Source organism: Latilactobacillus curvatus JCM 1096 = DSM 20019, assembly GCF_004101845.1.
In the GTDB taxonomy this organism is placed as follows: domain Bacteria; phylum Bacillota; class Bacilli; order Lactobacillales; family Lactobacillaceae; genus Latilactobacillus; species Latilactobacillus curvatus.
The window spans coordinates 94,977-111,583 of sequence record NZ_CP026116.1 but is presented as its reverse complement, the minus strand read 5'-3'; the positions used below and the strand labels follow the sequence as shown (position 1 = coordinate 111,583).

12 protein-coding genes and 1 pseudogene are annotated in these 16,607 nt (G+C 42.5%); 2 read left to right on the top strand and 11 right to left on the bottom strand.

Features of this window, described 5'->3' with window-relative positions:
• Positions 1–78 precede the first annotated feature (78 nt).
• The 5 genes and pseudogenes from LCU_RS00660 to LCU_RS00640 form a co-directional block, all read right to left on the bottom strand.
• Positions 79–1,476: an adhesive domain-containing protein gene (locus LCU_RS00660; protein ID WP_054644138.1), complete on the bottom strand. Its 1,398-nt coding sequence runs from the start codon at positions 1,474–1,476 to the stop codon at positions 79–81.
• Between the two features lie 353 nt (positions 1,477–1,829).
• Positions 1,830–2,771, bottom strand: coding sequence for a nucleoside hydrolase (locus LCU_RS00655; RefSeq protein ID WP_198331808.1), 942 nt, complete (start codon positions 2,769–2,771; stop codon positions 1,830–1,832).
• Positions 2,772–2,920: 149 nt separating this feature from the next.
• The gene (locus tag LCU_RS00650; protein WP_056966217.1) at positions 2,921–3,892 is read right to left on the bottom strand and encodes a LacI family DNA-binding transcriptional regulator; all 972 of its coding nucleotides are present in this window, start codon (positions 3,890–3,892) and stop codon (positions 2,921–2,923) included.
• Between the two features lie 13 nt (positions 3,893–3,905).
• Positions 3,906–6,188, bottom strand: a complete 2,283-nt coding sequence (locus tag LCU_RS00645; RefSeq protein WP_056966219.1) for a glycoside hydrolase family 3 C-terminal domain-containing protein — start codon at positions 6,186–6,188, stop codon at positions 3,906–3,908.
• Positions 6,189–6,198: 10 nt separating this feature from the next.
• Positions 6,199–7,514 (bottom strand): annotated as a pseudogene (locus tag LCU_RS00640) (PTS sugar transporter subunit IIC).
• Between the two features lie 608 nt (positions 7,515–8,122).
• Here LCU_RS00640 and clpP point away from each other — a divergent pair.
• The gene (clpP, locus tag LCU_RS00635) at positions 8,123–8,707 is read left to right on the top strand and encodes an ATP-dependent Clp endopeptidase proteolytic subunit ClpP (RefSeq protein ID WP_004265909.1); all 585 of its coding nucleotides are present in this window, start codon (positions 8,123–8,125) and stop codon (positions 8,705–8,707) included.
• A gap of 122 nt (positions 8,708–8,829) precedes the next feature.
• Complete coding sequence (locus LCU_RS00630) at positions 8,830–9,348, top strand: DsbA family protein (protein ID WP_056966221.1); 519 nt, start codon at positions 8,830–8,832, stop codon at positions 9,346–9,348.
• A 104-nt stretch (positions 9,349–9,452) separates the two neighbouring features.
• On the opposite strand, the gene LCU_RS00625 is transcribed toward LCU_RS00630, so the two are convergent.
• The 6 genes from LCU_RS00625 to uvrA all read right to left on the bottom strand — a co-directional run bounded on the left by LCU_RS00625 (position 9,453) and on the right by uvrA (position 16,606).
• Entirely contained in the window at positions 9,453–9,908 is a 456-nt protein-coding gene (locus LCU_RS00625) for a MarR family winged helix-turn-helix transcriptional regulator (RefSeq protein ID WP_054644137.1), read from the bottom strand.
• A gap of 90 nt (positions 9,909–9,998) precedes the next feature.
• Positions 9,999–10,943 (bottom strand): DNA-binding protein WhiA, encoded by a 945-nt coding sequence (gene whiA, locus LCU_RS00620; protein WP_004265894.1) that lies wholly within the window; start codon positions 10,941–10,943, stop codon positions 9,999–10,001.
• A gap of 2 nt (positions 10,944–10,945) precedes the next feature.
• Positions 10,946–11,980 (bottom strand): gluconeogenesis factor YvcK family protein, encoded by a 1,035-nt coding sequence (locus tag LCU_RS00615; RefSeq protein WP_039098449.1) that lies wholly within the window; start codon positions 11,978–11,980, stop codon positions 10,946–10,948.
• Entirely contained in the window at positions 11,977–12,861 is an 885-nt protein-coding gene (gene rapZ / locus LCU_RS00610; RefSeq protein ID WP_004265984.1) for an RNase adapter RapZ, read from the bottom strand. The genes LCU_RS00615 and rapZ overlap by 4 nt, the downstream gene beginning before the upstream one ends.
• Positions 12,862–13,062: 201 nt before the next feature.
• Positions 13,063–13,599 carry an HdeD family acid-resistance protein gene (locus LCU_RS00605; protein ID WP_004265944.1) on the bottom strand — a complete coding sequence of 179 codons (537 nt, stop codon included), beginning with the start codon at positions 13,597–13,599 and terminating at the stop codon, positions 13,063–13,065.
• Between the two features lie 154 nt (positions 13,600–13,753).
• Positions 13,754–16,606, bottom strand: a complete 2,853-nt coding sequence (uvrA, locus tag LCU_RS00600) for an excinuclease ABC subunit UvrA (RefSeq protein ID WP_056966223.1) — start codon at positions 16,604–16,606, stop codon at positions 13,754–13,756.
• Position 16,607 lies beyond the last annotated feature (1 nt).

The window sequence follows — 16,607 nt, the reverse complement described above, 5'->3', positions numbered from 1 at the left end:
TCTTCAACTGGTGCCGCTTCAACGTTGAGTTGTACGCCAGCACTGTCTTTGGTATACGAACCGTTAGTTGCGACGACTTTAACCGTTAGTTACCGTTTGCCCGGCAGCTAACTGATCAACACCAGCACTTTTGAATGTCCCATCACTTTCGACAGTCCCTGTTAATTGCGAGCCATCTGGTAAAGTTGCCACCGCTTCAAATGTCGTTCCGAGCGGAATCGGTTGGTTCAGTGTGACTTGCCCTGTGATTTCCGGATCACCTGCCGTTAACGGGGCAACGCTTGGTGTCGCGACGTTATAATCAGCAATTGGATTTTCAATCGGTGCAGCTGTCACCGTTGCGGTTGTGATTGGACTGTCTTTCGTGTAAGTTCCATTAGTCGCAACCACTTTTGCTGAAATAGTTTGGCCGTCGACTAAACTACCAGTATCCACAACGAAGGTGCCGTCAGCTGCAAGCGGTACGTTTTTGGTGCTACCATCTGGTAACGTGACCACCGCTTCAAATGTTGTCCCATCCGGAATTGGTTGCGTCAAGGTAACTTGACCGGCGACCTGTGTTTGACCGGCCACTGGTTGCGTAATGACTGGGGCAGCAACATCATAATTTTCAATGGGATTAACCGCCGTCGTTGGAAAATTAAGTGTAACAGCTTCGCCTTCTTGCTCAGTTGCCGTTAAAACATCGGCTGAAATCAATGCATTATTGATGGCACCAGCTTTAACAGTCGCACTGGCAACCCCTGGATCACTAACCGTGGTGTGCAAGGTGCCATTCATGGAACCTAAGAGGTTGGCGTTTAAGGCGTTATCTAAAATATCGGACGTCCCATCGGCAATTGCATCAATGATCGCAAATAAATCAGCACTCGCTTCTTGAAGTAATTTAACCGGAATCGCTGCGATTGGGTTCTTAACATCAATCGCGGCAATCGTATCCCGTAATGTATCAAATAGTGCCACATAAGCTTGATGGACGTACTTGCCAAAGCCCTGTGTGAAGTCAACTGAGATGGTTTTACCATCTGGTGACACAGTCGCTGGTAACGTTTCTTGGTAGGCACCTAGGTTCTGAATAGTGCTTAAACTATCAAAGGCTGCCTTAACGGCTGGGATTGCTACAAGTTTATCAACCCCGTCAATCGCCGTCCCTAACGCACCAAAAAGTAAACTAACCCCCGGAATATCGCCTGGTGTAATTGGTAATAGATTAGCGTCAATATCAACAGTTGCACCACCAACCACTTTTCCTTGTAACTCAGCAGGTAAGGCATAAACCAAGACCTTCTTATCCGCGACGCCAACTGATGCCAGCCCGGTCCCAGAATACTTCAATGCTAAATCATAACTGCCTTGCGCGTTCGATGTCATATCTGTTCCTGTCACCGATGTTAGACTCGCGTTGGCTAAAATCGAGATATCGGCTAAGCCAGCTCTAGGCGCTACTTCGCTCGCTTGCACTCGATTTTGATTCATAACAACCACGCTTGCTATCCCCGCGCCGCTATTCAGTAATAAAAGAGTCCCACTACACACATACAAACTTCGTCGCAATAAATGCTTTTGGTTCATCCTACTATTCTTTTCCATTTCATTGCACCCCTTTCATTTGTCCTCAATGTATCGCTTCCAATTATGGTTCTCATATTAATATGCTTATAATAACTATATTAACATTGTGAAATAATCGCATTTATCCACATCTTGAAAGGGTTTCAATTGCTCAAAAATATTATTTTTTTTATGCTAATTGTGTACAATAAAAAAAGAGCCACGACAAAAAATTGACTTTTGTCGTAGCTCTTTTTTGAAATTCTATATGGCTCATTCTACTGCGCTAATAATTGTCCAATTCTTGATTTAAATTCAGTTAAGAAACGCGGCGTATCAACTTGTACACAAACCGCCGTCCGCGTTGCTGGATCATCTAGGCGGGCATTATCCCCAATTGTTCGTCCACGTGACGGGCCTTCTATCTCAGTCTTCAAGTTCAATGGGAAAGTCGTGACTAAGCTAGGATCGATTGCAACAGCGACTGCTAAGGGATCATGTAAGGCACAGCCGTGCAAATGGGGAGAAGTGACTTCATAGGCTTTGATATAGTAATCAACCATATCGGCATAAGCTTTGGCTGCTGGTGTACCGAGTGCGCGCCATTCTGCCGTATCGGTGCGTGTAAAAAGTGTGCGCAACGTGACATCAAGGCCCACCATCGTTACCGGCAAACCACTCTTAAAGAGTAAGTCCGCCGCTTCAGGGTCTTGACTGATATTAGCTTCAGCAAATGGAGACACATTACCACAAACTGTTAAGGCGCCACCCATAATCACGATTTGACCAACTTTCTTCAAAGTTGGTAAATCTTTTTGAATCGCTAACGCTAAATTCGTCATCGGGCCAGTTGCCACGATGCTCAAGTCAGCCCCATACGCCTGACAAGCACGTAATATAAAATCAACGGCTGATTCAGTTGCCATTTCCGGATGGGGCTCTGTCAGATGAATCTCACCAACGCCGTCTTGACCATGAATTTCCGCACTAATTGGTAAGACGCTAAAATCATGCGTCGTCGTCGAATGCCCAGCCCCTAAATAAACTGGAATGTCTGGATGACCTAATAAATGTAAAATTTGTTGACTATTCACAACGCTTCGTTCAGTCAAAACGTTGCCGTATTCTGAGGTAATCCCGATTAAATCGACTTCTGATGATCCCAATGCATAAGCAATTGCTAACGCATCATCAATCCCAGTATCTAAATCCAAAATCATTTTTTGTGCCACGCCAAGCCCTCCTCAATAATCATGCAAAATAATGTACACCACAAGTGTACCCCATTATCGGGGACGGGTAAATTAATAACCTAAGGATTAAACTCAAAAAAGACAAGTAGATTATTCTACTCGCCCTTTTCGATGATTCAGTTTAGACCATTGATTTCATGATGCATTAAAATCGTTTGACCATCTGACTGAGTCTTATTTTGGAGCCGATCTAATAACAACTTAGCAGCTGCCAATCCAATCGCTTCTGTTGGCGGTTGAATCGATAGGATTGGCAACTGTCCAAATTGATGTTCATCGGCATAATCATAGTGACCAAATAGTAAATCTTGGCCAATCCGAATACCATTTTCTGATAAATAAGTGAGCGCACCAAAGGCCATACTATCATTGCTGACAAATAAAGCTGTAATACCTTCGGCTAATAATGCTTGGGCACCGCGGTACCCGCTAGTCCGAGAATAGTCACCTTCAAAAACATGTAACTGTCTGTCTGGATAAGCTGCCATCGTCTGTTTAGCACCTGCCAGTCGTTCACGGGCAACATAATCATCCTGATTAGCGGCAATCATCCCAATATTCTGGTGTCCGAGATCAATAATTTGTTGCATCACTTGTGCCACACTTGCGCGATCATCTAATAAAATCGAATCAACATTGCGTAGCTGATTTGGGTTATTAATCGTCACAACCGGAATATCAAGTGCCGCTAGTCGTTCCATTCCTTGCCATTCTTCACCTGCTAAGAAAACAATTAAACCATCAATCGAATGCGCCATTAAATAATCAATTTTTTGATCAATTAACGCTGGTTTGTCACTAAAACCACTCAATAATAAACTATACCCTTGTTGCTCAACGCGTTGTTCTATTCCAGAAACAACTTCCGCGCCAAATCGACTTGAAATACTATTCATCAATAAACCAATTGAAAAACTTTGATTGTTCTTCAATCCTTTAGCGATAATATTTTGTTTGTAATCGAGTTGCTCAATGGCCGCTGCAATCTTGGCTTGATTAGCTGCTTTAAGCTGTTGCCCATTCAGATACCGTGAAACAGTTCCGACCGAGACTCCGGCCAATTCAGCGACTTCTCTAACAGATGACATTCTTATTCCCCGCTTATATCGATAAAGTGATTTTCTCCGCTAAATCAGCAACCATAATAGTCGCTGCTTGCGCACGTTTCACCTGATTATCAATATCCATGTAATTAAAATCAGCAGCAGGTAGTTCGAAAGTAATGCTCTTTTCTTCACCTGGTTGGAAGGCATTCTTTTGGAAAGCTTTTAACAGCTTCGTCCGTTGAATAACTGCTCCACCAGTTAATTTGACAAATAATAAACTACTTTCTTGGCCTACAAACTGTCCGTTATTTTTTACTTTAACAGTTACAACTAGTTTGTCAACCATTTGCTTAACCGCTAATTGTCGATAATCAAATTGGTCGTAACTAAGTCCGTAACCAAATGGATATAACGGTTGGCCAACCTCATCATAGTAATCATCTTGTTTAGCAGCATCGCGTTGATAGTAGTAAACCGGTAGTTGTTGGGTATTGCGTGGGTAAGATACACTCAACTTACCACTTGGATTATTAAGTCCCACTAAAGTTTCAGCAATTGCGCGACCACCTTGTTGACCAGGAAACCAAGCAATCAATACAGCATCTGCAAGTTCATTTACCAGTGTTAAATCGTATGGCCGGCCTTGCACCATGACACATGCAATTGGCTTGCCTAGTGCTTTCAATTGCTTGAGCAGCACTTCTTGTTGGCCCCCCAGACTAAGTGATGCGACATCAACATTTTCACCAGAATCCATGTTGATGCCTTTTGAACTCACTGCCCCGTTACTTAGGAAGGCCATATCAAAATTACGTGCACTGGAACCACCTAATACAGGGATGATTAAATCGGCATCGCGCGCAAGCTCAACTACTTTGGCAATTGCCTCTTCTTGATGAATTGAATTACGCACCTCACAGCCTAATGCATACACGACTTCCGACTTGGGAAACATTTCTTGAATCGCTTGATAAATTGTTTGCGCTTGACGCGCTGAACTTTGTGCTGCTGTATAATCCCCCAAGAGATTATATAATTCATCAGCATTGGGGCCAATCACCGCAATCTTTTGCGGCTGATTCCGGATTGGTAAAAGCCCATTGTTCTTAACAAGCGTCATGCTTTCACGTGCCACTTGCAGATTCAGCGCATCAGCTTTTTCAAGTAAGGCCGTCAATTGCGCATTCGGGGCTTGTACATAGGGTTGTTCAAACAGACCCAACAGGAATTTCAACGCTAGTACTCGGCCAGCAGCATTATCTAAGGCAGCTTCGTCTACTAGGCCATTTTCAATGGCTTGATCAAGCGTTAGGAATGTCTGATCCCATAAACTTAGATCGACACCTGCATTTAAGGCTGCCGCCGCAGCTTCTGGTTGTGTTTCAAAGATTCCTGATAACCGATCAAGCGCAACACCATCTGCCATCACAATCCCTTGAAACCCATTTACATCCCGTAAATCTTGAGTCAACAACGGCTGATTGATATGACACGGTACCCCATCCACATCGTTATAAGCAGCCATCACACCTGCCGCATTCTTGACACTACTCAAAAGGGGTTCATAGACGTCTGAAAATTCACGTTGGCCAATTGTGACGGTGCCTGAATTATGGCCACCCAATGCTTCACCTTGCGCAATACAGTGTTTCAATACAACACCAATGGCATCAGTCGTTCGCGGTTTAGCAGGTTGGTCTAAGAAAGCAACATCACTTTGAATTAAATCCCCTTGAAAACCCGCCACAACGGCTTCACTCATCCGCGCCGCTAAAATGGGATCTTCACCAAAACATTCTTCTGAACGGCCCCAACGTGGATCTTTGACCAAATCAAGCGTCGAAACAAGCGCTAGGTTAACGCCTTTAAGCGCTAGTTCTTGTGCCATCAAATGCGATGATTGCTGCATTAACCGTGTATTAAACATATTGCCGCGGCCAATATTAGTTGGATACGAGATTCCTTCAAGCCCTTGATGGCCATGAGGACATTCTTCAACAATTAATGCTGGAATCCCCCAGCGTGAATGCGCCATGACATATTCTTGAACTTTATTAGCAACTCGCCAACTATCCTGTGCACGAACGCCATTTTCAAAGTTCACTTTTGACCATGGATCTGCGCGAAATAAACCATAAAGTGCACCGACACCGCCGCCCCATTCAACATGCGCCTTGAATTTTTCTGTAAACATTAATGACTGAGAATCTTCGAAAGTTTCCCATCCATAAAGATGTTGATTCACTTGACCAATTTTTTCCTGCGTACTCATGCGTGAAAGTAAATCAGTGACCCGCTCACGAATGGTCAGCGCTGCGTCTTGATATGGATACTGCATTTCAAAAACCTCATTCCTCAGTTAATACTTTGTTACTTGCAATGACAAATGGTAAGAATAAAAAGACATCTAAACCAATTAATAAGATGGTTAAAATCGCTGCTCGGTAATCACCGCCAGTTGCCAAGAAAGATTGAATAACAGGCGGTGTAATCCATGGTGCAGCCGCTACCGTTTTACTAATCAAACCTAAGCTTGTTGCAAAATAAGCAATCACTAAATTGATTGATGGAATGATGGCACATGGAATCATGAAAATTGGGTTCATAACAACTGGTAACTCGAACATAACAGGTTCTGTAATATTGAAGAAACAAGTTGTTAACCCTAATTTAGCAACTTGCCGTTGATCTTTCCGCCGTGAAGCCCATAAAATAGCAATCACTAACGGTAAAATACAGCCGCCCCCACCAATCAAGCCGAACGCATTTGTAAAAGGTTCTGTAATAATATTTGGAATCGCATGTCCTGCTGAAAAAGCCGCCATATTTTCTTGAATGGCTTGTAGCAATGGTGCTTGGCGAACTGGCGCTAAAATGCTAGACCCATGCATCCCAAAGACCCATAAGAAATCTGAGAAGAATTGTAAGAATAACGTTCCCGGTACAGATAATACAAACGATTTTAGTGGCGTTTGAATCGCAAGGTCGATTAATTGAGGGACATTCAACCCGGTTGTCACATTTAAAATAAATACAAAAATAGCAAAAATCAAAACAACCAAGACTTCTGGGACTAATGAATTAAACGAGGTTGCAACTGCTGGTGGCACGCCTTCTGGCATCTTGATTCGTATTTTTTCAAACTTTGTAAAACGAATGAATAACTCCGTACTAATCAATGCCGCTAACATCGCTGTTGCAAGTCCTGATGACGAGGTTAAACTTTGCAAGAAAACGCCTGTTGCTTCCGCCGTTTTCCCATTTGCTAAAGTGACGGAACTCGTCACAGGCATCAAAATAAACATTGTTGCCAAACTTAAAATACCAGCATGAACTGCACTAAATGCAGGATCGTTCACTTTCCCAGAGCGAACATAATGCGTTGCTAAATTAGCACCGATGTTATAACAGACCACAATTGATAAAATACTCATCGTCCCATTATTCACAATTGTTGCTAGATCAGCTAATCCGCTTAAATCAACAATCTTTTGAACAGCGGCGTTTGAGAAAATTAGCGCATTTAATAAAACCATAAGCGAGGCCGCCATAACAAGTGGCATTGTCACAATGAAGCTATCCCGAATTGCAATTAGATGCCGCTGATTATTGGTTTAGAAATAAACGGCAACATCTTTTCTGACAGTTTATCTACGAATTTCACAGTCATTTCTCCCTTTATTGAATATAATTGAACCGGTTCAATTTCATATAATAGCACGCGATTATCATTTTGACAATAGCGCTTACAAATACAGCCTAAAAAAGATTGAGTCCTCCTCATGAACAACTCAATCTTTAAACCATTGACAAAGGCCACCTATTCCTAGGTGGCCTTCTAATTAATTTCGCATATTAAATTCTTACATAATGTCAGGTAGCCAGTCACTAATTGGCTACGCACACTAGCATCGAATGGCTAGTGGAGATGACGTGTGATTCACGTCGCTTTTATTTTTGGGTTAATTCAATTATGTCTAAATTCTTGTGTTTCTAAATATCTTCTCGTTTAAACAGCGTAAGCCGCCTCTTTACACTACTTGTAACTCCATGGTTACTCCAGTTGATTAAAGTCTTCAAATAATACTTGATACTACAGTGATAAGTGCTGATTAACTTTCCTAAGTATACCATATTTTCAGTTCGAACACAAAATGACCATAATCTTTCTGAAAAGAGGCTTTCTATTTGACCAAAATTGACCTTTGCTGTAAAATTCAATTTATAGACTACAGAGTGATTCTACTCTGGCTTATATAAGGAGGCAATTCAATGTTAGTACCGACAGTTATCGAACAAACATCTCGTGGCGAACGTGCTTACGATATTTACTCTCGTTTACTAAAAGACCGGATTATCATGTTATCTGGTGAAGTGAACGACCAAATGGCTAACACAATCATTGCGCAATTATTATTCTTGGACGCGCAAGATTCAGATAAGGACATCTCAATCTACATTAACTCACCTGGTGGTTCTGTGACCGCAGGGTTAGCCATCATGGATACGATGAACTTCATCAAGTCTGATGTCCAAACAATCGCAATGGGGATGGCTGCTTCTATGGCCAGTGTTTTACTTTCAGCTGGGACAAAGGGCAAACGTTTTGCATTGCCTAACTCAACTGTCTTGATTCACCAACCTTTAGGTGGTGCACAAGGCCAACAAACTGAAATTGAAATCGCAGCGCGCGAAATTTTGAAGACTCGGAAACGTTTAAACCAAATTTTGGCAGACAACTCAGGCCAAACCTTCGAAAAATTACAAGCTGACACTGATCGTGATAACTACATGACAGCGCAAGAAGCAAAAGATTACGGTTTGATTGACGATATTATGGTCAACCAACCAAAATAGAGTAGATAATAAACCGGTTCTCTTCTGAGGATTAGTAAAAAAAAAGGGCTAGATCAAGTTGATCTAGCCCTTTTTTTATACCAAATTTGTTATACTGGCAGTATCTTAAAGGAGGGTCTTCCATGGATATTAGTGTGATTAAAAGCGAGAATGTGACAACCACCGGCGGTATTACAATTGGTCAGCCAGATGCACCATTAACATCAATTGAATTTATCAACGCCGCTTGTCCTTATTGCCGCAAGTGGTTTTTAAAATCCGAAGAAACGATGACTGAAGCAGTCAAAGCTGGTCGGCTAAAACGTATTATCAAACCTTTTGGTAAGGATAAAGAGGATCTACAACTGGGGAATTTAGCCCATACCTATTTACCTTTTGATCAACCCGAAATAGTGCTGCAAACACTATCATTCTTGTTTACGCATCAAAAAACATGGCGTAATGATCTGACACCAGATGAATTTAAAAAATACATCGATCAAAATCTCAAATTAACGCCACAAGATAATGCAGAAAATTTAGCCGCAATTATTGCTGAAGCCGATCGTGCCAATATTAAATTCGTCCCGACCATCATTATTGGTGACCATATCTTTGATGAATCAATTGATATGACTGACTTAAGTCAACTACTAAAATAAAAAACAGGTGCCCCCCCTCGGGGCACCTGTTTTTGTATGTACGATAAAGGGTTCCAAAAAATTCAATTTACCATCAAATCTTTTGGAACCCTTTATCCGTCATTTTATGAAAAACGTGCATTATCCATTTGAATCGCATTCAAATGATGTTCAACTTCATTCATTTCTTGACGTAATTCATGATACTTATCGCTTGAGAAATCGAGATAGTTTGTGCAAGCACCAACCCGTTCGTAGATTTCTTCTTTTTGACTTTCTGCTTTTTCAGTTAAGGTAACGTCAACTCGGCGTTCATCGTCTGATGCACGATTCCGGCTTACCCAACCATCAGCTTCTAAGCGTTTCAAAAGCGGTGTTAGTGTCCCACTATCAAGTTCTAAATGGTGCCCTAATTCTTTCACTGACATCTTGCCATGTTCCCACAATGCAAGCATTGCGATGAATTGTGGATATGTTAATCCGTAAGGTTTTAATACCTTACCGTAGAAATGATTGTAAGCCTTTTGTGCGCGGTAAATCGAAAAACAGAGTTGTTCATCTAATACTACTGGTTTAACCATATAATTTTCCTCCATAAAATGTCCTTCAGTTATTGTACTTAATTATATTGTACAAGTCAAATATTGTACACTACCGATTTATTTTGCCCCTTATCCATTCCCCTGTTGGTGGGCTTCGGCAAGTTGATTCAATTTTCTGAGCCGATGATTAATCCCCGACTTCGAAATTGCCCCACTCGGCATTTTTTCCCCAAGTTCCTTCAACGTAATATCTGGAAATTCCAAACGGAGTAGCGCAATCTCACGCAACTTCGCCGGTAAATTATCTAATCCGACGGTGTCGCGCAAGTATTCGATATTTTCGATTTGTTTTGTAGCAGCATCAATTGTCTTATTCATATTTGCGGTTTCACAATTGACTAAGCGATTAACCGAATTACGCATATCCCGCACAATCCGAATGTCCTCAAACTTCAACATCGCGTTGGTAGCACCAATCACTTGTAGAAAATCAGCAATTTTTTCAGCCTCTTTCAGATAAGTGATGTACCCACTCCGTCGGAAAGTCGTTTTGGCATTTAAGCCAAAACGATTCATCATGCGCGCAATATCTTGATTATGCTCTTCGTATAATGAATAGATCTCCAGATGGTACCGGCTTGTTTCAGGATTATTCACTGAGCCACCGGCTAGAAAAGCGCCCCGCAAATAAGAACGGACGCGCTGATCTTCATTAATGACATCTTCTGACACCTTTGTATGAATGGTAAAACCGTCCTCCTCAACAATATCAAGGTCTTTTAAAACGGTATTGGTATCATACTTTAAGCGCACGATGTATTGATTATTCTTTTTTAACTTCATTTTGCGACGTACTAGTAATTCGGATTCAACTTGATAATTTTGTTTCAATAAACTATAAATCCGGCGAGCAATCGCCGGATTCTCAGTTTGAACGTTTAAAACAAATTGGTGATTCATCAAGCTCAGTGACCCATTCATCCGAATTAAAGCGGCTAATTCCGCTCGTGCATGTTCAGGATGCACTTCAAGTTGCGTCAGTTCTTTCTTCACTTCACTTGCATATGAGGCCACGATTATTCACCTCGCTTAGCTGTATTGACCTGGAAAGCAAGATTCATAATTTCACTCGCTACTTTTTGTCCATTATGGAACACACCATGATCTTTCAACTTCAAAAAGTTATCGGAAATCACTCGACAACCCAATCCTCGTAAGCCATCAAAGTCATGTTCAACCGGCCAGAGAATTTCGTCGTACTTTTGATGATCCAAATAGTTTTCAGGGACTTGTGCGGTATTAACCAAAACCGTGTCCACGAAGTTCTGACCAAGATGATCATTCAACACGCGGACGTGATCGGCATCGGTAAAGTGTTCCGTTTCCCCTTTTTGCGTCATGATATTACAAATGTAAATCACTTCCGCCTTAGTTTGCTTGACTGCCGCACCTAAGTTTTTAATCATTAGATTCGGTAAAATACTGGTAAACAAACTGCCGGGTCCTAAGACAACCACATCGGCAGCCAAAATCGCATCAACCACTTGTTGAACGGCTTCGGGTGCTGCAGTATCATCTTGATCCGTTTTTGAGACCCAAACACGCTTAATCTGCTTGCGTGCTGCAGTAATCTCAGATTCCCCTGTTAACTGGGTGCCGTCTTTAAATTCAGCATTCAACGACAGCGCAACATTGGCCGCAGGATAAATATGACCGTCAACCGCCATCATTTCTGATAACCGTTGAACAGCATCAAAAATACCTGATTCCATTTCAGATAACGCCGCAATAATTAAATTACCAATCGCATGCCCTGAGAAAAAGGCATCGTGTGATTTAAAGCGGTATTGAAAAATATCGAGCGTTAACTGTGGTAAATCTGACAAGGCGACTAATACATTCCGAATATCACCAGGTGGTACCACGTTAATGTAATCGCGAATAACGCCGGATGAACCGCCATCATCGGCAACCGTGACAATTGCCGTAGCATCCGCATTCTGTTCACGGAGACTCTTTAAGATAACGGGTAGTCCAGTGCCGCCACCAATCACAACGACTTTTGGTCGTCGCCCTTTAATGACCCGGATAATCCGATTAGTAGCTGTCATGACCGGTTAACCGTTTCCTTGCGTTTCTTCATATCCCGGTGGGTCACGTCAACCGGATAATCGAACGATAAATCATCAGCCAATCGTTGGGCAAGCGCTACTGAACGGTGTTGCCCGCCGGTACAGCCAATCGCAATTGTCACACTTGTTTTGCCTTCCTTGAGATAACCTGGCATGATGTCTTTTAACAGCCCACTAAATTGTTCGTAGAACTTTTCAGTCGCTGGCTGCGCCATTACATAGTCTCTAACCGGTTGGTCTAAACCGTTTAATTCCTTAAATGCTGGCACATAGTATGGGTTCGGTAAGAAACGGACATCCATGACGATATCCGCATCAATTGGTAAACCGTATTTAAACCCAAATGACATCACTTCAATATGGAATGACGGATTATCTGACGTCTTGAAGACATGAAAAATCTTTTCTCTTAATTGTCGTGGTGACATGGTTGAAGTATCCACCACCATCTGTGCTCGATTGCGAATTTCAGTTAACAGGCGCCGTTCTTTTTGAATACCGTCCATTAAACGCCCCTCCATCGCTAGTGGGTGGGAACGGCGTGTTTCCTTGTATCGCGAAACCAATTCCTCATCTGATGCATCCAAGAAGAGAATCTTAGTCGTCACGAATTGGGTATTATCAAGGTTAGCAAGCATTTCAATGATCTCATCGTAAAAAGCACGTGAGCGCAAATCAATCACTAATGCAATCTTAGTCACTTTGCCGGACTCCTTAACCAATTCCCAAAACTTAGGTAGCAATGTCGGTGGCATATTGTCGACACAAAAATAACCTAGATCTTCAAAACTTTGCATGGCAACGGTTTTCCCGGCACCACTCATCCCTGTAATCACTACTAAGTTCAATGTATCTGTCATCAGACCACCCCTTAAGTTTTCGCTTTTATCATTGTAACATTCCTGGTGTGTCATTGAAAGCTGTCGAAACTCTCGACACGTGTTATTTAATGCTATTAAACCGAGTTCATTCCTAATGTCTAGGCATTTGAAAGAGCTTATTTTTTCCATAAAAAAAATTGCAGAACAATCAAATTGTTCCGCAATCATTAAATTTAGAGACTATAAACGTCTTGCAAATGCGATGATGATGGCATTAATCCCAAAGAAAGCAAAGTAAAAACCAACTAGGGTCACCATCGTTACGGCAGTCACCACTGGATCCATTAACAATAAGATCCCAACGATTACGCCTAAGATATTCAGAATCATCGAAACGATGTATAGGCCTGTGTTAAATTGCTTGAGATGGCCGACATTCAATAATGCCACAATTGAATCGAACAAGAACCAGAATGCAAAGATATAACCTAAAGCAGCCACTCCAGCTGGAATATTCAAGATAAACAAAATTCCCAAAATGACATCGACAATGGCATCGACCAACATTAACGTTGCGCGCATCCCTGTCTCTTGACGTAACCGACTATATGCACTGATTTTGGCAATTCCCCGAATAATCGCCGCAATCGCAATCACGATTACCAAACCAGATAATGTCTTACCTGGTTGATTAAACAAGCAATATGCAACGATTAAGAAAATAATCCCCGTCATAAATTCTGACCAATCAAAGTGCCATTCATTTTTTCTAAACATTCCCAATCACCTCTCGTTGTTAATACCTTTATGATACTTTTTTTACGGACAATCTACAACTAAATTTGACAAAACAAAAAGTGGGCGGTTAAGACAGCAATCATTCTGTCTTAACCGCCCGCTTTTTAAACACATTCTATCAACCATCTTCTGGTTAATCCTGAGCGGCAATTGTGCGTGCTGTATCGCGTTCTAAAACAGGTTTTAAATATTGGCCTGTATAGCTTTCACTGACGTTGGCAATTTCTTCTGGCGTACCGGTCGCGACAATTGTCCCGCCTTTATCGCCGCCTTCTGGTCCTAAGTCAATGATGTGATCGGCAGTCTTAATAACATCTAAGTTATGTTCAATCACTAAGATCGTGTTACCTTCTTCAACTAACCGTTCCAAAACGCCCAACAAGCGCTTGATATCGTCGGTATGCAAGCCAGTCGTTGGTTCATCGAGGATGTATAAATTCTTACCCGTTGATTGTTTCTGTAATTCAGAGGCCAACTTCATCCGTTGGGCTTCTCCACCCGATAAGGTTGTGGCAGACTGGCCCAATGTGACGTAGCCTAAGCCGACATCCACAATCGTTTGTAACTTGCGGGCAATCTTGGGAATGTTTGCGAAGAAGACTGTGGCTTCACCGACCGTCATGTCTAAGATTTCGGCAATGTTCTTGCCCTTATAGACGACTTCCAAGGTTTCTGAATTATAGCGACTGCCATGACAGACTTCACACGGCACATACACGTCTGGTAAGAAATTCATTTCAATCTTGATAATGCCGTCACCCTTGCAGGCTTCACAGCGGCCACCTTTAACGTTAAAACTAAAACGGCCTTTTTTATAACCGCGTAGTTTGGCTTCATTGGTTTGCGCAAACAAATCACGAATATTGTCAAAGACGCCGGTGTACGTTGCTGGATTACTCCGCGGTGTCCGACCAATTGGACTTTGATCAATATTAATCAGTTTTTCAAGATTCTGATAACCTGTAATTGTTTTATATTGACCTGGTTTTGCTGAGTTACGGTTCATCTTTTGTGCCAAAGCTTTTTTCAAAATCGTATTGACTAAGGTTGACTTGCCTGAACCTGAAACACCAGTAACCGCGACAAATTCACCTAATGGGAAATCAACCGTCAGATTCTTCAAGTTATTTTCAGCCGCACCGGTCACGCGAATCTTCTTGCCATTGCCTTGACGCCGTTCTAGCGGTACTGGAATATATTCGGAACCGGCTAAATAACGGCCCGTCAATGATTTCGGATTATGTTCGACTTCAGTTGGGGTCCCAGCGGCCATCACTTCACCACCGAGTTCACCAGCGCCGGGCCCGATATCGATCAGGTAATCAGCCGCGCGCATTGTATCTTCATCATGTTCAACAACAATTAATGTATTGCCTAAGTCGCGCATCTTCTTCAGTGACCCGATCAAACGGTCATTATCACGTTGATGCAAACCAATTGACGGTTCATCGAGGATGTAGAGCACGCCAGATAAGTTCGAACCAATTTGCGTGGCTAAACGAATCCGTTGGGCTTCCCCACCAGAAAGGGTCCCGGCTGACCGACTGAGCGTTAAATAATCCAGACCGACGTTAATCAAGAAAGTTAACCGATCATGCACTTCTTTCAAGATTGGTTTGGCAACCACACTGTCTTTTTCAGAAAGTTCAAGTTGATCGAAGAATGGTAAAGCTTCTTTGATGGCGTTGTCTGAAACGGCAGCGATATCTTGGCCGCCCACTTTAACAGCCAAAGCTTGTCGATTTAAACGAGCACCATGACAGGTTTGACACGTTAATTCAGTCATATACGTCCGCATTTGCGTCCGTGTGAAATCACTATTGGTTTCACGATAACGGCGGTCAATATTGGCTAATACACCTTCAAACGGCACGTCCACATCACGCACACCACCGAAATCATTTTCATAATGGAAGTGGAAGTTCTTACCCTGAGAACCATTTAAGATAATGTCTTTTTGGCGTGGTGTTAATTTGCTAAATGGTCGATCCATGTCAATTTTAAATGACTTGCAAGCTTGTTCGAGCATCTGTGGATAATATTGAGAGCTAATTGGATTCCAAGGCGCAATGGCTCCTTCGCGCAATGTCTTGCTGGTATCAGGAATCACTAAATCCATATCGACTTCTAGCTTAACCCCTAAACCATCACAGTCTGTGCAGGCCCCAAACGGTGCGTTGAACGAGAACAAGCGGGGTTCTAACGCGCCCACCGTAAAGCCACAGATTGGGCAGGCATAGTGTTCTGAGAAAAGTAGTTGTTCGCCACCGATGATATCGGCAGTCGCATACCCTTCTGATAAGCGCAGAGCCGCTTCGAACGAGTCAAATAAACGGGACCGGACACCGTCTTTGACGACGATTCGATCCACCACGATATTAATGTCGTGTTTTTTATTCTTATCCAATTCGATATCGGCACTAACGTCCATGACTTCACTATCGACTTGAACACGGACATAGCCTTCTCGTTGGATTTTTTCAAATACTTTTTTATGTTGCCCTTTTTTGCCACGAATAATCGGTGACATCACCTGGAGTTTCGTCTTCTCAGGTAACGCTAAGACACGATCAACCATCTGTTCAACGGATTGACTACTAATTTCAGTCCCATCGTTCGGACAGATTGGATGACCGACCCGCGCCCATAAAAGCCGGAGATAATCATTAATTTCCGTGACTGTCCCGACTGTCGAACGCGGATTTTTAGACGTTGTTTTTTGGTCGATCGAAATCGCAGGACTGAGCCCATCAATTGAATCAACATCCGGTTTATCCATCTGGCCTAAGAATTGGCGCGCATAAGCCGATAAACTCTCGACGTAGCGCCGTTGTCCTTCGGCATATAATGTATCAAACGCTAACGAACTCTTCCCAGAGCCCGACAATCCCGTCACAACCACCAGTTTATCCCGTGGAATTGTAACATCAATATCTTTTAAATTATGCGCTCTTGCGCCATGAATGACGATCTTATCATTTGCCATG